Source organism: Pacificoceanicola niger (assembly GCF_048553275.1).
In the GTDB taxonomy this organism is placed as follows: domain Bacteria; phylum Pseudomonadota; class Alphaproteobacteria; order Rhodobacterales; family Rhodobacteraceae; genus Pacificoceanicola.
The window spans coordinates 302377-323083 of the sequence record NZ_JBLZMW010000004.1; the positions used below are offsets into that span (position 1 = coordinate 302377).

The 20707-nt window shown below is 60.2% G+C and carries 14 protein-coding genes, 1 tRNA gene and 1 pseudogene; 12 read left to right on the top strand and 4 right to left on the bottom strand.

Annotated elements, in window-relative coordinates:
• Positions 1 to 15: 15 nt before the first annotated feature.
• From sufC to ACN2XU_RS08445, 5 genes are read left to right on the top strand one after another with little or no spacing between them, the layout of a single operon-like run.
• Entirely contained in the window at positions 16 to 771 is a 756-nt protein-coding gene (gene sufC, locus ACN2XU_RS08425) for a Fe-S cluster assembly ATPase SufC (RefSeq protein ID WP_419409977.1), read from the top strand.
• Entirely contained in the window at positions 772 to 2049 is a 1278-nt protein-coding gene (locus tag ACN2XU_RS08430) for a SufB/SufD family protein (protein WP_419409978.1), read from the top strand.
• Positions 2049 to 2549, top strand: coding sequence for a YIP1 family protein (locus ACN2XU_RS08435; RefSeq protein ID WP_419409979.1), 501 nt, complete (start codon positions 2049 to 2051; stop codon positions 2547 to 2549). The genes ACN2XU_RS08430 and ACN2XU_RS08435 overlap by 1 nt, the downstream gene beginning before the upstream one ends.
• Positions 2546 to 3133 (top strand): YIP1 family protein, encoded by a 588-nt coding sequence (locus ACN2XU_RS08440; RefSeq protein WP_419409980.1) that lies wholly within the window; start codon positions 2546 to 2548, stop codon positions 3131 to 3133. Before ACN2XU_RS08435 ends, ACN2XU_RS08440 begins: the two co-directional genes overlap by 4 nt.
• A complete protein-coding gene (locus tag ACN2XU_RS08445) occupies positions 3126 to 4346 on the top strand; it encodes a cysteine desulfurase (RefSeq protein ID WP_419409981.1) in 1221 nt (406 codons plus the stop codon). Before ACN2XU_RS08440 ends, ACN2XU_RS08445 begins: the two co-directional genes overlap by 8 nt.
• A 15-nt stretch (positions 4347 to 4361) precedes the next feature.
• On the opposite strand, the gene ACN2XU_RS08450 is transcribed toward ACN2XU_RS08445, so the two are convergent.
• Positions 4362 to 6173, bottom strand: a complete 1812-nt coding sequence (locus ACN2XU_RS08450; protein ID WP_419409982.1) for an ATP-binding protein — start codon at positions 6171 to 6173, stop codon at positions 4362 to 4364.
• 9 nt (positions 6174 to 6182) lie between these two features.
• Positions 6183 to 7010, bottom strand: coding sequence for a phosphate/phosphite/phosphonate ABC transporter substrate-binding protein (locus ACN2XU_RS08455; protein ID WP_419409983.1), 828 nt, complete (start codon positions 7008 to 7010; stop codon positions 6183 to 6185).
• Between the two features lie 331 nt (positions 7011 to 7341).
• On the opposite strand from ACN2XU_RS08455, the gene ACN2XU_RS08460 reads away from it, so the two are divergent.
• Together ACN2XU_RS08460 and ACN2XU_RS08465 are read left to right on the top strand one after the other, a co-directional pair.
• Positions 7342 to 7418, top strand: a tRNA-Arg gene (locus tag ACN2XU_RS08460).
• A gap of 153 nt (positions 7419 to 7571) precedes the next feature.
• Positions 7572 to 8765: pseudogene (locus ACN2XU_RS08465) on the top strand (DUF932 domain-containing protein).
• 54 nt (positions 8766 to 8819) lie between these two features.
• Here the strand turns inward: ACN2XU_RS08465 and ACN2XU_RS08470 are convergent.
• Positions 8820 to 9866 (bottom strand): pentapeptide repeat-containing protein, encoded by a 1047-nt coding sequence (locus ACN2XU_RS08470; RefSeq protein ID WP_419409984.1) that lies wholly within the window; start codon positions 9864 to 9866, stop codon positions 8820 to 8822.
• A complete protein-coding gene (locus ACN2XU_RS08475) occupies positions 9866 to 10348 on the bottom strand; it encodes a hypothetical protein (RefSeq protein WP_419409985.1) in 483 nt (160 codons plus the stop codon). Before ACN2XU_RS08475 ends, ACN2XU_RS08470 begins: the two co-directional genes overlap by 1 nt.
• Positions 10349 to 11176: 828 nt before the next feature.
• On the opposite strand from ACN2XU_RS08475, the gene ACN2XU_RS08480 reads away from it, so the two are divergent.
• From ACN2XU_RS08480 to ACN2XU_RS08500, 5 genes are all read left to right on the top strand, one after another.
• Positions 11177 to 13306 carry a ParB/RepB/Spo0J family partition protein gene (locus ACN2XU_RS08480; protein ID WP_419409986.1) on the top strand — a complete coding sequence of 710 codons (2130 nt, stop codon included), beginning with the start codon at positions 11177 to 11179 and terminating at the stop codon, positions 13304 to 13306.
• A 98-nt stretch (positions 13307 to 13404) separates the two neighbouring features.
• Entirely contained in the window at positions 13405 to 14442 is a 1038-nt protein-coding gene (locus ACN2XU_RS08485; protein ID WP_419409987.1) for a DUF7146 domain-containing protein, read from the top strand.
• 328 nt (positions 14443 to 14770) lie between these two features.
• The gene (locus ACN2XU_RS08490) at positions 14771 to 15706 is read left to right on the top strand and encodes a DUF2493 domain-containing protein (RefSeq protein ID WP_419409988.1); all 936 of its coding nucleotides are present in this window, start codon (positions 14771 to 14773) and stop codon (positions 15704 to 15706) included.
• A gap of 287 nt (positions 15707 to 15993) precedes the next feature.
• Complete coding sequence (locus ACN2XU_RS08495; protein ID WP_419409989.1) at positions 15994 to 19596, top strand: AAA family ATPase; 3603 nt, start codon at positions 15994 to 15996, stop codon at positions 19594 to 19596.
• Positions 19597 to 19725: 129 nt separating this feature from the next.
• The gene (locus tag ACN2XU_RS08500; RefSeq protein ID WP_419409990.1) at positions 19726 to 20142 is read left to right on the top strand and encodes a hypothetical protein; all 417 of its coding nucleotides are present in this window, start codon (positions 19726 to 19728) and stop codon (positions 20140 to 20142) included.
• The last annotated feature ends 565 nt before the right edge of the window (positions 20143 to 20707 follow it).

The window sequence follows — 20707 nt, forward strand, 5'->3', positions numbered from 1 at the left end:
AAAGAGGACACAACGATGCTGGAAATCAAGAACCTTCAGGTGAAACTGGAAGAAGAGGACAAGCAGATCCTCAAAGGTGTGAACCTGACCGTGGAGTCGGGCAAGGTGCATGCGATCATGGGGCCGAACGGGTCGGGCAAATCGACGTTGTCCTACGTGTTGTCCGGCAAGGACGGCTATGAGGTGACCGACGGCTCCGCGACGCTGCTTGGCAAGGATATCCTGGACATGGATCCCGAAGAGCGCGCGGCGGCGGGCCTTTTCCTGGCGTTTCAGTACCCGGTCGAGATCCCCGGTGTCGGCAACATGACCTTCCTGCGCACGGCTGTGAACGCACAGCGCAAGGCGCGCGGCGAGGCGGAAATGTCCTCTGCCGAGTTCCTCAAAGAAATCCGCGCCAAGGCCAAGGACCTGAAGATCGACGCGGAGATGCTCAAGCGTCCGGTCAACGTGGGCTTCTCCGGTGGTGAGAAAAAGCGCAACGAAATCCTGCAGATGGCGATGCTGGAGCCGAAGATGTGCATCCTCGACGAGACCGACTCGGGCCTCGACGTCGACGCGATGAAGCTGGTTGCCGATGGCGTAAACGCGCTGCGCTCGGAAGGGCGTTCGTTCCTTGTCATCACGCACTACCAGCGCCTGCTCGACCACATCAAGCCGGACGTGGTGCACATCATGGCGGGGGGCCGCATCATCAAGACCGGCGGCCCGGAGCTTGCTCTGGAAGTCGAGAATGACGGCTATGCGCACCTTCTGGCAGAGGAGGCGTAAATGGCTGTTGCTCAACCGAAAATCGACGCACTCGACGCGCGGCTTGCGACGCTGAGCCTGCCGGAGGGGGGCTGGTCCGCCCCGGCGCGGCAGGATGCGCTGACGCGGCTGCGGGCCATGGGCCTGCCGGGCCCGCGGGACGAATACTGGAAGTACACCCGCCCCGAAAGCCTGACCGCGCCCGACGCGCCGAAAGCGGCGCTGTTCGATGGCGAAGAAACCCCGATCTTCGGCGAGCGCGACCGGCTCAAGGTTGTCTTTGTCGACGGTGTTTTCGACGCCGAGGAGTCGGATGATCTGAGCCTTGAAGGCGTCAGCATCGACCGTTTGGCCGATGGCATGGACATCCACTGGGCCAAGGACCTTTATGGCGCGCTGGAAACCAATGGCCAGAGCCCGGTGGAGCGGCCGCTGGCGGCGCTGAATACGGCGTTTGCCACCGATGGGCTGTTGATCCATGTCACTGGCAAGGCGGCAAAGCCGATCAACCTGATCTATCGCCACGAGAGCGAGACCTCGGACGCGATGCTGCATCACGTGATCAAGGTGGACGCCGGGGCCGAGGTGACGATCCTCGAAAACGGCCCCGCAGCCGCCCGTTTCAACAAGGTGATGGAAGTCGATATCGCCGACACCGGAACGCTGCACCATGTGCGCACCCAAGGCCGCGATCACGAGCGCCGCGCCGCCACGCATATCTTTGCTCGGCTCGGGGCAGAGAGCGTGTTCAAGAGCTTCACCTTCACCGCCAACGGCATGATGACGCGCAACGAATGCGTGATCGAGTTGACCGGCGATGATGCGGCGGCGCATGTCGCGGGCGCCTGCATGGGCGACGGCGATTTTCACCACGATGACACGGTGTTCGTCACCCATGACGCGGTGAATTGTGAAAGCCGCCAGGTGTTCAAGAAAGTGCTGCGCAACGGCGCGACAGGCGTGTTTCAGGGCAAGATCCTGGTCAAACCGGATGCCCAGAAGACCGACGGGTATCAGATCTCGCAGTCCCTGCTGCTCGATGGGGACAGCCAGTTCCTCGCCAAGCCGGAGCTGGAGATCTATGCCGATGACGTGGCCTGTTCACACGGCAGCACCTCCGGGGCAATCGACGAGGATTCGCTGTTCTACCTGCGTGCGCGCGGTGTGCCGCGAGGCCTTGCCGAGGATCTCATGACAATCGCCTTCATCGCCGAAGCGGTGCAGGAGATCGACGATGAGAGCCTGCAGGAGGAAATCAACGAACGCGTCGCGGCGTGGCTGGAGCGTCGGCGCGGCTGATGCCTGTTACGCAGGATATCGTCGCCACCTATCGCGGGCCTGCCCGTGTGGTGCACAGACTGCTGGAGGCCGGTCCGCGCGAGGACCGGCTGCTGGCGCTGGTCATGGGCACTTGCGTGATCTTCTTCATCGCGCGCTGGCCTGCGCTGGCGCGGCAGGCCCATATCAGCGGTCAGGAATTGAACATGCTGCTGGGGGGCACCTTGCTTGCCACCGTGTTCATCTTTCCGCTGATCGTTTATCTCACCGGCTTCCTTGTCGGGGTGATCGGCAAGCCGCTGGGGTATCGGGGCGGCGGCTATGGCGCGCGGCTGGCGCTGGTCTGGGCGCTGCTGGCCTCTTCGCCACTGGTCCTTCTCAACGGGCTTGTCGCCGGGTTCATTGGCGGCGGACCGGCGCTGACGCTGGTCGGCCTTGTCTGGTTCGCGGTTTTCGCGTGGTTCTGGTGGCGCAGCATGGTTGGAGCGCATCGCTTCGGTGCAGAAGGGCAGATGGCATGACGTTGGACGGTTTGCTCAGGCTTGGGGTGCAGACGCTCAGCGCCCCGCGCGAGGTCGCGCGGCTGTTGCTCAGCCTGCGCCTGCCGAACGAGGCACTGGTGCTGGGCTTTGCCCTGACGGTGGTGGCCAACGCGCTGCTGTTTTCCATCTCACTGCTCATGGCGCCGATGCCGGAGACATTCGAGTTGCTGAGCAATCCGCTGGCGCTCATGGCAATGCGGGCCGTGATGCTGATCACGATGATTGCCGCCCTCACCGGCATTGGCCGGCTCTTTGGCGGACAGGCCAGCATCGCGGATATCGCAGTGCTTATGATCTGGCTTCAGGTGCTCGGGTTGGCGGCGCAAGCGGCCCTGACTCTGCTGGCCCCGCTGGCCGGGAATATCGCGACCTTGCTCGCCTTTGCGGCCTCGGCGATCGGCGCCTATATCGCCACCGCCTTCATCGACGAAGCGCATGAGCTGAACAGTGCCATCAAGGCGGTGCTGGTCCTGATCCTCGGGGTGATCGCGGCGGCGGTCGGCCTTTCCATTCTTCTAAGCCTCCTCGGCTTCTCACCTAACGGGTTAACCGGATATGTATGACGTCAGCGAGATCCGCCGCGATTTCCCAATTCTGAGCCGCGAAGTGAACGGCAAGCCATTGGTTTACCTCGACAATGGCGCATCTGCCCAGAAACCGCAGGTCGTAATCGACGCGGTTACGCGCGGCTATGCCGAGGAATACGCCAACGTGCATCGCGGGCTGCACTTCCTGTCGAACCTTGCGACGGAGCGATATGAAGCGGTGCGGGAAACCATCGCGAGATTCCTTGGCGCGTCCGATCCCGAGGAGATCGTGAACACCACCGGCACGACACAGGGCATCAACCTGGTGTCCTATGGCTGGGCCATGCCGCGCATGGAGCCGGGCGACGAGATCGTCCTGTCGGTCATGGAGCATCACGCCAATATCGTGCCCTGGCATTTCCTGCGCGAGCGGCAGGGCGTGGTGATCAAATGGGTCGACGTTGACGCCACCGGCGCGCTCGACCCGCAGAAGGTGATCGACGCCATTGGACCGAAGACAAAACTGGTCGCGGTGACCCACGTGTCCAACGTGTTGGGCACGGTTGTGGATGTAAAGGCGATCTGCGACAGCGCCCGGGCAAAGGGCGTTCCGGTTCTGGTCGATGGCTCGCAGGCGGCGGTGCACATGCCGGTGAATGTCGAGGAGATCGGCTGCGATTTCTACGCCATCACCGGACACAAGCTCTATGGCCCCTCGGCCTCCGGTGCGATCTGGATTCGCAAGGAACGGATGGCCGAAATGCGTCCCTTCCTCGGTGGCGGTGACATGATCAAGGAAGTCTCCAAGGAGACCGTGTGCTATAACGACCCGCCGATGATGTTCGAGGCGGGAACGCCGGGCATCGTCCAGCAGATCGGCCTTGGTGTGGCTCTGGACTACATGATGGCGCTTGGGATGGACAACATTGCGGCCCATGAGGCGATGCTGCGGGATTATGCGCGCGAGCGGCTCGATGGGCTGAACTGGATGACCGTGCAGGGCACGACAAGGGACAAGGCGGCGATTTTCTCCTTCACCATGAACGGTGCGGCGCATGCGCATGACATCTCGACGATCCTTGACAAGAAGGGTGTTGCGGTGCGGGCCGGTCATCATTGCGCCGGTCCCTTGATGGACCACCTCGGGGTGACGGCGACCTGCCGTGCGTCCTTCGGTCTTTACAACACCCGTGAAGAGGTCGACGTGTTGATCGACGCGCTTGAGCTGGCGCACGACCTGTTCGGCTGAGGCCGGGGGCCCGGGTCAGGCTGCCAGCGCATCCCGCAGGGTACCGGAGGACAGGGGTTTGGCAACAAACCCGTCCATGCCGGCATCTTTGCATTTTTGCACATCATCGGCCAGAACGCTGGCGGTCAGGGCGATGATCCGGACGTGTTTCTGTGGCCCCGGCAGAGCCCGGATCTGCCGCGTCGCTTCGAGGCCATCCATGCGCGGCATGTGCATGTCCATCAGCACGACGTCATAGATGTTGTCCGCCACGCAGTTTAACGCCTCCGAGCCATTGCTGGCGAGATCGACCTCGAACCCGAGCTGCGCCATCATTGATTTGGCGACGAACCGGTTGGTTGCGTTGTCGTCGACGATCAGGGCGCGCGCGCCATTGAATTCCGGGGCTATCGCGCGGTTTGCATCATTTTGCGGTGCGGCTTGGGCGGCGCTTTGTACCGGGCCCCAAAGACAGAAAGAAAACGTGCTGCCCTTGCCCGGTGTACTGTCGATGGTGATCGCGCTGCCATGCGCTTCGATGAGAAAGCGCGAAATGGCAAGGCCAAGCCCGCTGCCGCCGAACTGGCGATTGCGCCCGCCCTCCGCCTGTTCAAAGCGCTCGAAGATGCGGGCCTGATCTTCTTCGGCAATGCCGATGCCGGTATCCTTGACGAAGAAACGCACGCCGTCGCGCGTTTTTTCCTTGATAGGTTCGACACCAAGCGTGACCGCGCCGAAGTTGGTGAACTTGATCGCGTTGCCCGCCAGGTTGATCAGCACCTGCCGCAGGCGGTCTTCATCCGCGCTGATCTGCGCGTGCCAGAGGGACGGGTGAATATCGATGCGCATCTCCAGCCCCTTTTTCTCGGCGGCCGTGAAAAGAATTCGGCGGACCCCGGCGATGAGCCGTTTGATCGACATGGGCGCGCAGTCGAGCTCGAAGCGGCCTTCTTCGATCTTGGCGAGATCGAGGATGTCATCGACGATGGCCAGCAGGGCGCTGCCGGATTCGCGGATAACCTCTGCATGGTGGCGGTGCTCCTCGTCGAGATCGGCATGGCACAGGATGTCAGCGACTGGAATGACCCCGTTCAGCGGGGTACGGATTTCGTGACTCATTCGGGCGAGAAATTGGGATTTCGCCACCAGTGCCGACTCGGCCGCCTCCCGCGCGCTGCTCAGCGCCTCGGTGTTTTGCGCAATGCGGCTGCGCATGGATACGAAACTGTTGATCAGGCGCCCGATTTCGTCGGGAGGGCTTTGCGGGACCGCAGCGGAAAAGTTTCCATGCGCCATCTGATCGGCGGCATCGGCGAGGCTCGTGACGCGGCGGATGATCAAGCGGTCGATGATCAGGACAACGAACCCCATCAGCGCGAGAAAGATGATCGTTTCCGCGCGGCCCTGGCTCTCCGTCTCGGCGCGCAACCGGTCCAGTGACATGCTGATATCCACCACGGCCATGATCCGCCCGGATCCGGAACCATTGAGGGTAAACGCCCGGGTGAGGTTTACGATACCAGGGCCTTCGGCGACGGCGACCTTGCCGAAAGGGAAAATCTTGCGACCGGTCTCGTCGGCCAGAACAACGCTGATCCAGTTCGGGTTGCGGTCCATGATGCTGTCGAGGGTCTCATGGATCGCCGCATACTGGCGGGACAGAAGGAAGGGCATGAGTGCGTCGACAACAACGTCCATCTGGCGCTCGACCTCATCGGTCTGGGCCTCTGTCATGACCGCCGTGATCCGGGGCAGCCAGAAATAGTTGAACGCCAGCGCCCGAGCGAGCGACACGACCAGCACAACGACGACAAGCGTGCGCCGGATTGTCCATATCGATTGCCGCATGCGCCTGTCTCAGCCCCCGGTCTTCGGGAGTGTGACGAGGTAGCCCTCCAGATTGAGGGATCGCAGCGCCTGGTACTGTTCCTGGTTGGCCTTCGCCGCTTTGACGAGTGGAACACGGGCCAGCATCGCCGCGCCTTCTTCGGTCTGGGCCATGCTCACGAAAGCCGCCTGAACAGCCTGTGACACAGGGTCCGGAACCCGGGGATGAACGCTCACCGGATGCGGCGGCAGCCCCCTGGTTTCATATATTACGCGCAGGTTTTGCCGCACGAGCTCGTCGTGCGCAGTCAGCGTCGCCATCACACCGCCGGCAGCGGCAGCATCCCCGAGAAGCACATTGTAGTAGGCTGAACTGTGGGTTGCCACGTAGGATGAATCATAGTGCAGGGAGAAAATCCGGTCCAGATCGGCGCGCATCAGCAGCGCGGCGCCAAGATCATTCGGGGCCGGGAATGCGATCGTCTGTCCTTCCAGGTCGCCAACGGCATGATAGGGCGAGTCCGCCTTGACCACGAGGACGCCGGACATCTGTTGGCCACCATCGTGGATGATCGCACGGGTCCCGTCCGCTTCTCCCGCGACCAATGCGTGATAGGGGTTCATATAGGCAAAGTCGAAATCGCCCCGGGCATAGGCGGTTTCGAACGCCGGGACGTGCGGCGTCCCGACCAGCCTGAACCGATGGCCGGTGCGGTGTTCGAGCTCGCTCAGGATCGGTTGCCAGATCGCGGCGAGGCGCCGTGCCTCGAACTGCGGCTCGACGCCAAATGTATAAACCGGTTCCGCAACCGCGCTTCCGGCCCGAAGACCAAGCGCCAGCGCAACGAGTGCAGCCATTTGAAAAAACCGGCCCATCATGGAAACCACGCCCCAACTTCGTTCTGTTCACGACAGCTGGACTGTACCGACAGATGTTTTAGGGACTCCTAATTTGCCAGATGAAACAACATCCGTCTGATACGTCTTGCAGGGCTGAAAAAGGGACGGTATACGCGGCTCTAGGCACCCGTAGCTCAGCTGGATAGAGCGCTGCCCTCCGAAGGCTGATGTCAAGGGTCCGTTGTGTGAAGATGAGTGAAAATAAACGTTTCAGATCAGTGGTTTGCGGGACTGCCGATCTTTGCTTTAATCCCGCGGAAAATTGAAGTAAGCACTGCGTAAGCAGTTTGCACCCATAGCTCAGCTGGATAGAGTGTCGCCCTCCGAAGGCGAAGGTCGTAGGTTCGAATCCTACTGGGTGCGCCACTTCCCCCCGAAAACCTGCGAATTTCTGGCCATCCACATTGTCGAGGAGCCGTTTGTCTTGTGCCGTTTCCAGAGTCAGAGGCGGGCAGGGAGGGCCGTGACGGGTTGAAGGCTGGAGGAGAGGCCTCTGGCGCCCGTCGCGGAGGTTTCCCAATGAACACCGAAATTATCGATGCCGGGCGTAACACCAGCGGCGGCTACAGGGTGGATGTGTCGCGCGGCACGAACGTGGACCGCGTGTCGTCGGAGTGGTTTTCGCGGCCGGATGACGAGCGGTATCTGTCGCTCGACGATCTCTTTGCCTCGGTCAAAGGCCGGGCGGAGCGGAGCCGGACGCGCACGGTGGAGAGCGCGGCGATCCGGGTCGAGGCGCATCGGGACAACCCGGAAAAGCTGGGTCTCGTCCTGCCAGGTGCGGATGAACCCATCGTGCCGACGCATTGGTCCTTTGGCTAACTCTCGAGCCTCGTCGGCGCGCCCGCGGCCTATCTGCGGCAGCTGCCCGCGCCGCTGGCGGGGATCAACCTGCAGTACGGACTGACCAATCACCGGGCCGAGCAGATCAAGACCATGGAAGTCGCGGATGGTCGCACGGAGCTGCGCGCCGTGACCGGCCCCGACTATGGCCGCATCTACGACCATGAACTTGTCTCCGCCGTACAGCGCATCGCGGGCAACGGCACGGGCGACACACGCTGGAAAGTGCCGGGCGTGCTCGACTGGTCGACGGGCATTTACAACCCGCGCGTGGACGTGACGAAGGAGACGACGACGCTCTACGCCTCCGACCGGGACGTGTTCCTGTTCCTCGTCGACGATCTGAACCCCATCGAGGCGGGGCTGCTGCCAGACGGCTCGCCCGACCTCTATTTCCGGGGATTCTACTGCTGGAATTCCGAGGTGGGCGCCAAGACGCTCGGCATCGCCAGTTTCTACCTGCGCGCGGTCTGCCAGAACCGCAACCTCTGGGGCGTCGAGGACTTCCAGGAGATCACCATCCGGCATTCGAAATACGCCGCCTCGCGATTTGCCCACGAGGCCGCCCCGGCGCTCAGCCGCTTCGCCGAGTCCTCGCCCGCGCCCTTCATCGACGGCATTCGCGCGGCGCGGGAGAAGATCGTCGCGCGGTCAGACGAGGACCGGCAGGACTTCCTGAGGAAGCGCGGGTTCTCGAAGGCGGAGACGGGGCGGATCGTCGAGACGGTGCTGGCCGAGGAAGGCCGTCCGCCCGAGAGCGTCTTCGACTTCGTGCAGGGGATCACCGCCGTGGCTCGGTCGAAGCCCCAGCAGGACGCGCGGTTGGTGATGGAGGGGAAGGCGAAGGCATTGCTGGAAAGAGTATTGTGACTTTGAGCAACGAGGAGCTTTGATGATGTTGCGCGAGCTAGAAATAGCTTGCGCCTATCCAAATGAAAAAGAAACTCGTCGCATGATTGAATCCAATGAGGGCGAGCCTTCGATTTGAGCTCCTCGAGCATGTACACGCTTAAGTTTCTGCAGATGCAGAAGAGGGGAAACTTCCTTAACGAAAGTCATATCAATGTTGAGGAACTCAAGCTCAAAAGCCTTTGATAGTGGCGAAAGGTCTTCTACACGCGTATTTGAGCAGTCAACATGTACGAGCATGCGCATCGCGGACAAGGGTGTCAGCGAGTGAACCCCAGTGTTGTGCAGCCTTAACTCTCTCATGTTTGACGCGTTAGAAAGGGCCGTAAGGTCGGCAATCTTCGTGCTGCTGATGTCAACTTTTTCAAGATCCTGAAGGTTTTGAAGTGAAGCCAAACTATCAACATTCGTAGAGCCCAATGAAAGATCTTTAAGATTTTGCAATCGACAGCAAGGCGTGATGTCTTTCACCTTCGTTCTCGAAATATTCAGCTTGCATAATTTTGGCAAAGCGCCAACACTGGAAATATCCTTAACCGATACGCCCGAAATATCTAAGGTCTCTAGGTTTGTAGCTTTGCCTATCTTGCTCGGAAGGTGCTGCAAAGTGGGCCCGCAAACACGAGCGCTAAGATCAAGATTGGTCAAGCCAAGCCTTATTGCTTGGCGAACTACGTACTCTGCAAAAGTCTGAACATCTTTTGTCTTGTGAGCTTGTTGTTTTCCTAAAGCATCGTAAACTTTGACGGCAGCGATTGATGTCGGGCATTGGGATACTAGATAGCGAAACTGCTTTTCTGTAAATCGAGAATTGCTAACAATTGCATTGCCAAATTTTGCTCCCTTTATGCGCGCTTCGCGAAATTCACTGTCTTGCAGATTTGCCCCTTCGAAATTGTAGCCATCAAGGTCCGAACCGGCAAAGTCTACGCCTGAAAGGTTCGCAAACCGAAAATGCGTCTTCGGATCGAGACCAGAAATACTCACTAGTTCCGAAAAAATGTCCGTTTCGTGAGAAATGACGCGTTTTACGGCATTTCTAATTTCACTTCTGCGTGGCATCATTCTTCAAATCGAATCGAATGTGATGAGAGCTTTATTCTTCCGTCCACCTCGATCTCATCTGATATCATTACTCCAACTAATCTTTCGATGATGCGGGTTTTTGCATTTGAAGCCGCATTTGAATTATTTATATCCAGCGAGCCGTCGAAAAGATGCGCCGAAAGCTCCGCAGTAACTCGCGCGCCGGTTTCAGCAGCAAACTTTGCGAGTGGACCTTCTTTGGTGACGTAGTCCCCTTGCAGCACTTTTGGACTAGAGATCTCCCAAAATGGTTCTTCTAACGTTCCGCCGGTCGAGAGGTGAGCATCTGCGATAGTGTTTCCATTCTCAAGTCGCTCGACCAAGCGCGGCCTGGGATCAACGCCGAGTCTCAACCGAACTCTGACTTTCTTGAACCCGTAGTTAATCTCGTGATCTAAGTATGCTCGTGATAGATGCACCTCCAAAAATGCCAAGACCTCGGCGCCAGCTTCAGGCACTTGGCCAAAGTCCGAAATCGCTACGCTTGCAAAGTCCGGCGCATTGGAAACTGGAGATTGCCCTACAACCCTCAGGCCTCCGGATACTGGAAGTTCTAAGGATCGTCGGACGTGCAACCGAAAATCATTTGCGGTATCAAGTCGACGTGACTGTAGTCGATGAGGCCCATTAATGTGCGGCTGACCACTGCTCCACGTTTCATGATTCAATGATACTCCACTGCCCATCTCAATACTCGACTGCATTTCCTTTGTTATTGAGCTTTTCGAACAAGCGCTATCTAGGGATTTTGGATTAACATCGCATCTTTCAGCAAGTGCCCTTCTCGACGATCGCGATATCAAGCCCTTTTCGTGTAAACACTCTGCCAGGAAATTTATTTTCTCTTGGAGTTGGTATATTGGGAGGCCTCCGGAAGTGTTTGTGCTATTTGTCTTCATTCTTCTACCAAAACCCCAAGATGTCACTTGTGTAGCCTGAGCAAAATGGTTTCTCGACAGGCAATCATCAGGCAATCATCAGGCAGCTATCATGCAAGAAGGATTCGTGCCTTTCACACTCCGGATGATACCCGAAGCCTGTACCTCCAAGGTAGTGCCATCGTACACCATCTTGGAGGAAAAAATGCTCTGGACTGAAGCTGCACTGCTAACCGCTATCGCTGTCATTGCGTGGCTCAAGTACTTTGGGTTCCTTTAGTCACTTGTCGGCCCTGTTGCAGCGCGGTGGCCCGCCTGCCTTTAGAGCAAGAGGGGTGCCGGGTTTTCCGTGACGGGTTTGGAGGTCGGGAGAGAGGCTCCCGGCTGGCCTGTCACGGAGATATCCCGATGACCAAGCAACAGAAAATCACCCTCAGCGCCTCGCGCGACATCCCCTTCAACAAGCTGATGCTCAGCCAGTCGAACGTGCGCCACGTCAAGGCGGGCGTGTCGATCGAGGAGCTGGCCGAGGACATCGCGTGGCGGACGCTGCTCAGCTCCATCACTGTGCGGCCGGTGCTGGACGACAGCGGCGCCGAGACCGGCATGTACACGATCCCCGCCGGCGGGCGGCGGTTCCGGGCGCTGGAGCTGCTCGTCAAGCAAAAGCGCATGAACAAGACCGCGCTTGTCCCCTGCATCGTGCGCACCGAGGGGCTCGCCGAAGAGGACAGCCTGGCCGAGAACGTCCAGCGCGCGCCGCTGCATCCACTCGACCAGTTCCGCGCCTTCCAGGCGATGCGCGAGAAGGGTCGCACCGAGGAGGAGATCGCGGCCGCCTTCTTCGTCTCGGCCAGCGTGGTAAAGCAGCGGCTGAAGCTCGCCACGGTCGCGCCGTCGCTGCTCGACGCCTATGCCGAGGAGGAAATGACGCTCGACCAGCTCATGGCCTTCACTGTCAATCCCGATCATGCACGGCAGGAGCAGGTCTGGGAGGCGAAGCAGCGGCACTATTCGCGGCAGCCCTACGAGATCCGCCGCATGCTGACCGAGGGCGCGGTGCAGGCCTCGGACAAGCGGGCGCAGTTTGTCGGTCTCGACGATTACGTCGAGGCCGGGGGCGAGATCCTGCGCGACCTGTTCCAGCAGGACGATGGCGGCTGGCTGCAGGATGCCGCCCTGCTCGACGTCATGGTGCGCGAGAAACTGGCCGAGGATGCCGAAGTGATCCGGGCCGAGGGCTGGAAATGGGTCGAGGTCGATACCGAATTCCCCTACGGCCACACCTTCGGGATGCGTCGGGTTCATGGCGAGGCGGTGCCGATGAGCGACGAGGAGGCTACCAGCTACCAGTCGCAGAAGGCCGAATACGACGCGCTCGAGGCCGAGCATGCGGAGGCCGACGAGTTGCCGGACGAGGTCGATGCCCGGTTGGGCGAGATCGAGGAGGCGATGGAGGCACTTGAGGCACGTCCGATCCGGTTCGAGGCCGACGACCTCGCGCTGGCCGGGGCCTTCGTCAGCATCGACAGCTCCGGGCGGCTGCGGGTCGAGCGGGGCTATGTGCGGCCCGAGGATGAGCCGGTCGAGAAGGTGAAGGATTTCGGCGAGGTCGCACCGGAAGCAGCGCCGGACGAGGACATTGATAACACGGCCGTGTCTACCACGGACGAGGAGGAAGAGGACGACGGTCTCAAACCGCTCTCCGACCGCCTCGTCATGGAACTGACGGCGCATCGTACGCTGGCGCTGCGCAATGCGCTGGCCCAGGACCCGCAGGCTGCCTTCCTCGCGGCGCTGCACGCGATGGTCCTGCGGCTCTTCTATCGCTACGCCGTCGTCAGCTGCGTCGAGATCGAACCGCGCAACGCCGCGTTCGGATCGCAGGTGCCGGGCCTCGGCGACACGACCTACGCGCAGGCCATCGAGCAGCGCCACGAGACATGGGCACGGAACCTGCCGAAAGCGCCAGAAGACCTCTGGGAGGCGCTGACCGAGTTCGACAGCGGCAGCCGCGAGGCGCTCTTCGCCCATTGTGTGGCGATGAGCGTCAATGCCGTCCATGATCCATACCAGCGCCGACCGCGCGCCATCGCGCATGCGGATGTGCTGGCCGGGACCGTGGGACTCGACATGGTGAAGGCGGGCTGGACGGCCAGGGGCGACAGCTACCTCGGCCGCGTGACAAAGGCGCGCATCCTCGAGGCCGTGCGCGAAGCGAAAGGTGAGGACGCCGCCGACCGGATCGCCGGGCTGAAGAAGGCCGAAATGGTGACGGCCGCCGAGGACCTGCTTGTGGGCACCGGCTGGCTGCCGGACCCGCTGCGCACGCCGCCGCTGCTGGAAGAGGACGCACCGGAGATCGAGTTGGTCGACGAGGCGGACCGCACCGACGATGACGCTTCGGAAGACGATCCCGACAGCAGCGAAGCGCAATCGGCGGAAGACGGCGGCGAACCGGCTATCGGAGATTCCGACCCCTCGAAAGAAGATGATCCCGTCGCCGGTGACGCCTTCGTCCGGACCGCCGCCGAATGACCTTCGAGCAGGTCGGGACCTTCCACCCAGGTTCCTAACACAGGGGCCCGTCAGTCACGGCGGGCCCCTGATTTCGTCCAAGTATGATGGAGGTCGCCATGACAAGATCCGCCGCCGATCTCTCGCGCCAGCTTGCCGAAAATGCCGAGGCGGTGTGCCGGCATTATCTCTCGAACGGGCGGAAGCAGGGCCACTACTGGCTGGTGGGTGATGTTCGGAACACCGCTGGGCGGTCCATGTTCGTTCGACTGTCCGGGCCAGCCACCGGCACCCGTGCTGCCGGAAAATGGACTGATGCGGCCACGTCCGAGCATGGCGACCTGCTCGATGTCATCCGCGAAAGCTGCGGATTGCTCGACTTCAAGGACGTTGCCGACGAAGCCCGCCGTTTCTTGAGCCTGCCCTTACCTGATCCGCCTCGACAGCATTCTCTACATTTACAGCCACCAGCTGCCACAGGATCCCAGGAAGCGGCGCAACGCCTGTTTGCATTGGGCGCGCCGATCCGCGGCACTCTGGTGGAAACCTATCTGCGCGGGCGGGGGATTAGCGGTTTCGACCAGATGCCAAGACTGCGGTTCCATCCCGCCTGCTACTATCGGCCCGAGGGTGGCGGGCCTGTTGCGCGGCTTCCGGCCATGCTCGCTGCCATCACCGATCTCGAGGGCCGCCAGACCGGGACCCATCGCACCTGGCTGCGCCCGGACGGGAGCGCCAAGGCAAACATCGACACACCGCGGCGCGCGATGGGGGCGTTGCTCGGGAACGGGGTGCGGTTCGGTGCGCCCGGTGACGTGCTCATCGCGGGCGAGGGGATCGAAACGGTTCTTTCCGTACGTTCGGCCCTGCCGGAAATGCCCGCCCTTGCGGCGCTCTCGTCGGGCCACCTGGCCGCCATCCGGTTCCCCGCTGGTCTGCGGCGACTGTACGTGTTGCGCGACCTTGATCCCGCAGGCGCGGCGGCAAGGGATCGACTGCAGGCGCGCGCAGCTGCGGTCGGCATCAAAACGCTGACCCTCACGCCACGGCTGGGCGACTTCAACGACGATCTCCGGCGCTATGGTCTGGCAGCCTTGCAAGCGCCGTTGCGGTTGCATCTCCACGCCGAGGACGCCGCGCGGCTCGTGCCGATGTGACAGGGCGGCAATCGGCCTGGCGCTGCACGGCTCACAGCATTGCTGTCGGAGGGGTATCCCGCGCGGGTCCGATCCACGGGAAAGGCCTGCGCGCACGGCCTTCTCAGAGGGCAGGGGGCCCACAAGCGGCACGGCCCGGCAATGGCCGCGCTCCGGCTATTTTCCGCCGCGCCCAATGGGGCGCTTTGCATCGCGAGGCAAAATAGCCGGGCTTGGCCATCAAGGCCCTCGCGACAGGCTCGGGCTGCCCGGCCGTTCCGCCCGTGGGCGCGTTCCTGCCACGAAGGCCGCGTGTGGCGCGCGGCTCCCCCGAGGAAGGAACCCGCAGATGACCCTTGATCCCGAAACCGATGCCCATGAGCCGCAGCACAGCACGTCCTCGACCGCACACGTCCTGACCGAACTCCAGCTCTACGGCTGGCGCCCCTACGAGGATGAACCCGACCCGCGTCCCTTGCCCGAGGGCAGCCAGATCGCCGGTGCCGTCGCCGATATCCTCGACGCCCTTGTCACGACGCTGGGTGATACGCGGCTCGAACCCGATCTCGACGAACTGCTCTGGGGTGCGGTCAACCTCTTCCACCGCGCGCTGGCGCGGACCGAGCGGCAACTCGACGACAACGAACAGGCGCAGCGCCGCCTGCAGCGGGAACAGGACGGCTCCGAGGTCAAATCCCTCGAACTCGAACGCCTCGTGGCCGAGGGGCAGAGCATGGTCGAGCGGCGCACCGCGCTGGAACTCTTCCGCGACCTCGCCGCCGAGGGCTTTGAACATTACCTCGGCAAGCCCTGGCATCCCCGGACCGGATCGCGCGTCAGTCATCGTAACCTGACCGCCGCAATGATCGACAGCCGGGATTTTCTCGCCGCCCGCCGCCGGGCCGAGGCGCAACTGCTTCTGCCAGAAGGCCCCAAGGTGGCCGTGACCGGCGGGGCGGATTTCAACGATCACCGCCTGATCTGGGCGCGCCTCGACCGTGTCCATGCCAAGCACCCGGACATGGTGCTGCTGCACGGCGGCTCACCCAAGGGCGCGGAACTCATCGCCTCCTGCTGGGCCGATCACCGCAAGGTGCCGCAGGTCGCCTTCCGTCCCGACTGGACCAAGCACGGCCGCTCGGCCCCGTTCAAGCGCAACGACGCGATGCTGGATGTGCTGCCGATCGGCGTGCTGGTCTTTCCGGGTACGGGTATCCAGGAGAACCTTGCCGACAAGGCGCGCAAACTGGGTATTCCGGTCCTGAAGCACGAGGGCGGCGTGTGAGCGCCGCATTTTTTTCTGAATCGACTCTTGTCGCTTGGCGTCGGAACACGAGCAGATCCGCAACGTCGAATAACGAACGCTTGACCGAGATCATCGTCTAGTCTTCCGTACAGAGACGAAGGAGGTACTATATCGACTTCCATCACGAAGAAAGCGGCAAAAAGTATGCAGGAAGCGCCACTCGGCTTGGTAGGTGGACGGTAAGTATCCTGCAAATAAATATAGGGTCTTCGATCGAAGATTTGTTAAAACTCGAATAACCTGCTCTGTATGAAGAAAGCGAAACCATGACTGTTCATTTGACCGCGCGAATTGCTTGGCATGACAACGGCTGGGACGGTCGCATTTGTGAACATCCGGAATTGAATAGTTACTGTGTAGGATGCCAGTCCTACCCTGGAGATGTTATTGCCCGCGAGCGGCAGCTTGATCAAGAAATGGCAAATGCCGGAAAGCCGATCTCAGATTTAAAAAGTTCTGAGTTACCGCCCTGCGTCTATAGTGCCAACGCATTCGGGCCGGACACAATACGTGGATATTCGAACCCACCCGAATTCTTTTTCGATGGCGCTAGCCGTGCGGAATGGGACATTCCTCCGGCAACAACTTGTGTATGGCCATACGAGGCTATGTATAGCGAAGATGTCTATGAGAACGGGAAGCTGGACAACAACCGGCGCTCCGAGAACGCCGACGCATTCTTCGCAAGCATCGAAGCTGCGAACAGCTTGATCTTTTACTATGCGAACTATTCCAACCCCTTCAGCGAGGAAGAAAATCCTCGCTATGTGCTGGTCGGAGTGTCGCGGGTCAAGAACGTCTCCGATCGCCTGCTTTACGACGACGTGAGCGATGACATCAGCGAGAGATTTGCAGGAGGGATGATTTGGGGGCGCAACGTGACCTCACTATACCCCGACGAAGGGTTGCGTCTCCCATATCATCTTTATCGAGATGACCCCGAGGCGCTCAATAAATTTGTGGTCTATCCGGACAATCCGCGGACTTGCAAGTATGGCGCTCGACTTCTGACCAACGATGACGCTATTGGACTGCTTGAGCAATTTCTCGGCTCCATCCGAGAGTTGAAGGCTCTCGGCGATGAAAGCGAGAACTGGGACGAGCGGGAGCGCTGGATTCTTGGTTGCATTGCCGAGCTTTGGAACAAGCGCGGTTTGTATCCCGGTCTACTCAACGTCATGCGGTTTCTTGGAGCCGATCAGGCAACCGACCATGCTCGGCGTCTCATGGCAGAAGGTAAGTCAAAAGAAGCGCACAAGCTCTTCTTTGACGCTGTGGATCACAATGTCGAGGTGGCGCCCTATGGCCTCATGGGAAAGCCGCTGTCCAAGCTGGCAAGGCAGTGGTTGCTGAAGCCGGACGATGCTAGGACCCTGCTCAGGGACGTGCTGCCACGGCTCGATCTGACTCTCGATCAGATCGAAAGGATTGTCAGCGAAGACGAACGCTTGCGGGCAGAGCATGGGCTGACGAGCGATTGCAGTGCCCCGGCGGAAAACCCCTACGTTCTCTCGGAGCGATATGTCGGCGATAGCCCCGACGACACCATTCCATGGGGGACGATTGATCGTGGGGTGCTGCCTTCGCCGGAACTTGGAGGCGAGCCTCTTGCAGACATGGAGTATGACGATGCGAGGCGCTTTCGGGCGCTTTGCGTGGAGCAGGTGAAAAGAGAGCCGAACCAGACCTTCAGGGCTGCGGACGGCATCCTTGCAGAAGTGAATGCGCGCCTGCAGAAGCTTCCCGAATGGAAGTCCGCACACTTCACGGCAAGATACTTCGAAGTCGATCGCGCAACGCTTGAAGAAGCGCTGGTGTTGCGTAAGAAAGAAAACAGACTTTGGCTCTATCTGCAGGATGTCTATGACGATGAGAGAGACATTGAAGACGCACTAACAAAGCTGTCCGGGCGCGCTGACGTTCAGTTGCAGCGCCCGTTCTCCGAAAGCGATTGGCAGAATGAGATTCTCGACAAGAAAAGCTCTCTTCTCGCCAAAGCACGGGAGCTATATACACAGGCGGTAACGGCTCAGGCAGAAGCCTGTGAAACAATCTTTCGCCGCCCTCTGGCCGTCGTGACCGGCGCTGCTGGAACAGGAAAGACGACTGTCATTTGCGCGATCATACGGGCAGTCCGTCAGACCGAAGGAGACGGCGCGCCTATTACTGTCATGGCGCCAACTGGCAAAGCCTCGGACCGCGTCCGCGCAAAGCTTCATGAGCGCGGAATTGACCGCGTCGAAACCTCGACCGTCCACTCGTTTCTGGCCAAGGGCGGCTGGCTGAACAACAACCTGACCTTCAGGCGAAGCGGAGGAAAGCGTGATGGCGGCGGCACAATCATTGTGGACGAAGCCTCGATGCTTGACCTTGGGCTTATGGCCAGCTTGGTTCGCGCAATAGATTGGCGACAGGTGCGCCGGTTCATCCTCGTTGGTGACCCCAATCAGCTTCCTCCTATCGGAAGAGGCCGGGTATTCGCAGATACGATTGTCTGGCTCGACCGAAAGGACAACGGAAGTATTGCGCGTCTCGATCAGAATCTTCGGCAAATGGGGAATGCCATTTCGGGGCAAGGCACCGCCATACTCGACCTTGCTGACCTGTTCGTAGGTGCTTCGGCGCGTGAGGATGGAGAAGCAACCTCACCGCGGGCTGAGGCCCTCCTATCCGCCGTTCACAAAGGCGGAAATGTCGATACAGACCTTCGCGTCATCTACTGGGACGACCCTACAACGCTTGCAGACCGACTAATCAAAGAACTCGAAACAGATATGTCTACGCATACCAGCCAGGCATTGAATGAGGACAAGCCCTACGAACTCTGGCGAACCGCATTTGAGTGGATGCCGGAAAAATACCAAGTCCTTACGCCGCACCGCGCAGAGCTTCATGGCGTTGAAGCTCTGAACGAAGCACTGCAGCAGCGGGTAGCAAGGGGGACGATGAATTGGTTTGGCGCTGTGGACGGTATTACGCTTTTTGACAAGGTAATCCAATATCGGAACAGGCCCAAGTCCAACCCGATCTGGGCGTACAACTTCAATACCCGGAAATCAGAACGCTCAGAGATATTCAATGGTGAGATCGGCTTCGTGCAGAAGCATGGGTTTGACGTGAAGAAGAACCGATTTCGAATGAAGCGGTTTCAGGTCAAGTTTGCAAGAAAGGATCACCTTGGATTTGCCTATGGGCGCGATCTCCCAAATGGTGGATCTGAAAGTGTGGAAAGCAACCTTGAGCTTGCCTATGCGATCTCAGTCCACAAAGCGCAAGGGAGCGAATTCCAACATACCTATGTTTTGGCGCCGAAATCGAAAGCACGCTCGCTATCATCTGAATTGATCTACACGGCGCTGACCCGCGCTACTAAACACTGTACCCTTCTCGTACAGGGAGATGTCTCGACTCTGTTATCGGCCAGGCGGCCTGAAAACACTCAGACTGTTTTGATCAACTCCTCGCTCTACGAGGGATACTTCCACGCCGTCCCAGACGAACTCGTCCACCGCAAGGACTGGTATGAGGAAGGAAAAATACATGAAGCGCTAAGTGGGGACATGGTCCGTTCGAAGTCTGAACTGATCATTGCAAACTTGCTTCACGAGCGTGGTGTCGCTTTTGAATATGAAACGCCATTGATCGCGCCCGACGGGACGATGTACCTCCCCGACTTCTCGGTGACTTGGAACGGTGAGAAGTGGTATTGGGAACATTGGGGGATGATGTCATCGGAGAAATACGCAAAGCACCGGGACGAGAAAAAGACTTGGTATGCAAAGCATTTCAATGGAAAGTTTCTTGAGACTTTTGAGGGGCCCACTCTGAGTGCCGACGCAGCTCGGATTATAGATGGCCATTTCTTGTAGGCTTGGGAAACACACAGCCTTGGGGTATAATCTTACGAGCAGAAACGGCGAAGCAGCATAGTCGCAGGCGGTGCGCATATTCGGGCAGCCTGTCGTGATCCTCACAATCACCGACCAATGGAGGCGTCCATGTCGCTTGTTCTTCTTGCCATCTCTCTGTCCATTGCCCTTGGCATACTTGCGCTCCGCTTCGCGGTCTTCGCGCTGCCGGTCATGGCCGGGATCGCTGCGTTCCAGCAGGTTCATGAGATCGGGTCAGGTTTCGGCTTGTCTTTCCTCGCTGCACTCGCGGGGGACGCAGCATCTGTCGCGCTCGTGATCGCCGTTCTCGGCTTCGCCCGGAACCCCTTCCTGCGTCTTGGGGCACTCGGCCTCTTTGCGGTGCCAGCTGCCGTGGCGGGCTATGCGCTCGCTCATGGCGTTGCGAAACATGCGCTCGAGCCGGGTGTGATGCTGACGTTGATCTGCAGCGGCTGCGGCGCGGTCGTCGCGGTTGCGGCGATGGTCAACCTCAATGCGATGGGGCAGGGGCTTCTCGACTCGTGACCTTGTTTGCCGTCGAACCTCGTGGTGTTTTCGCAGGGGCGGTTCTGATCCGTGCTGCGGCGGTCCTTGGGTGCTCGCAGAGCGGGGCCCAGAAACATCCCTCTCTCGTGGCAGGGCCTCTGACCCGTCGAACCCTTGCATCAGGTGATGGTGCGAAAGGTGCCGGATGCGCTTGGGTCTGCCCGCGGTCTCTGGCCTTCGGATACGGCTGGCCTTCGGATACGGGCAGTGGTGGCAGGCATCAGGGTATGCGAGAGGTTCATCGCCTTTGGATGCGCGATCTGGGGCCTGTGGTTGCCCTGAACGAGGATGATGGTCTTGCGCCAGGTCTCCGTTGGTGCTCCCCCGAGAGGACCTGTCCCTCCTCCTGATTGATCCCCTAAGCCCGTCCGTCCGAGGCCGGCAACCCCGCGCGGCGGGACCCGTGTTGGCGTGTGCCACGCCTGCCCGCGCCACGTCCCGCCTTGGGGGGCAAGCGGACGCCGGACGGTAATCTCCCCCTTTTTAACGGGGTGCATCCGTAGAACTTACGCGGCCATTTTCAGTTTCATGGCGGGTGTGATGC

Bases quoted from the DNA above. Each gene is read 5' to 3' on its own strand.
- ACN2XU_RS08480 (WP_419409986.1), top strand. From the start codon at position 11,177: ATGACCAAGCAACAGAAAATCACCCTCAGCGCCTCGCGCGACATCCCC.
- ACN2XU_RS08485 (WP_419409987.1), top strand. From the start codon at position 13,405: ATGACAAGATCCGCCGCCGATCTCTCGCGCCAGCTTGCCGAAAATGCC.
- ACN2XU_RS08500 (WP_419409990.1), top strand. From the start codon at position 19,726: ATGTCGCTTGTTCTTCTTGCCATCTCTCTGTCCATTGCCCTTGGCATA.
- ACN2XU_RS08495 (WP_419409989.1), top strand. From the start codon at position 15,994: ATGACTGTTCATTTGACCGCGCGAATTGCTTGGCATGACAACGGCTGG.
- ACN2XU_RS08450 (WP_419409982.1), bottom strand. From the start codon at position 6,173: ATGCGGCAATCGATATGGACAATCCGGCGCACGCTTGTCGTCGTTGTG.
- ACN2XU_RS08490 (WP_419409988.1), top strand. From the start codon at position 14,771: ATGACCCTTGATCCCGAAACCGATGCCCATGAGCCGCAGCACAGCACG.
- sufC (WP_419409977.1), top strand. From the start codon at position 16: ATGCTGGAAATCAAGAACCTTCAGGTGAAACTGGAAGAAGAGGACAAG.
- ACN2XU_RS08435 (WP_419409979.1), top strand. From the start codon at position 2,049: ATGCCTGTTACGCAGGATATCGTCGCCACCTATCGCGGGCCTGCCCGT.
- ACN2XU_RS08445 (WP_419409981.1), top strand. From the start codon at position 3,126: ATGTATGACGTCAGCGAGATCCGCCGCGATTTCCCAATTCTGAGCCGC.
- ACN2XU_RS08470 (WP_419409984.1), bottom strand. From the start codon at position 9,866: ATGCCACGCAGAAGTGAAATTAGAAATGCCGTAAAACGCGTCATTTCT.
- ACN2XU_RS08440 (WP_419409980.1), top strand. From the start codon at position 2,546: ATGACGTTGGACGGTTTGCTCAGGCTTGGGGTGCAGACGCTCAGCGCC.
- ACN2XU_RS08455 (WP_419409983.1), bottom strand. From the start codon at position 7,010: ATGGCTGCACTCGTTGCGCTGGCGCTTGGTCTTCGGGCCGGAAGCGCG.
- ACN2XU_RS08430 (WP_419409978.1), top strand. From the start codon at position 772: ATGGCTGTTGCTCAACCGAAAATCGACGCACTCGACGCGCGGCTTGCG.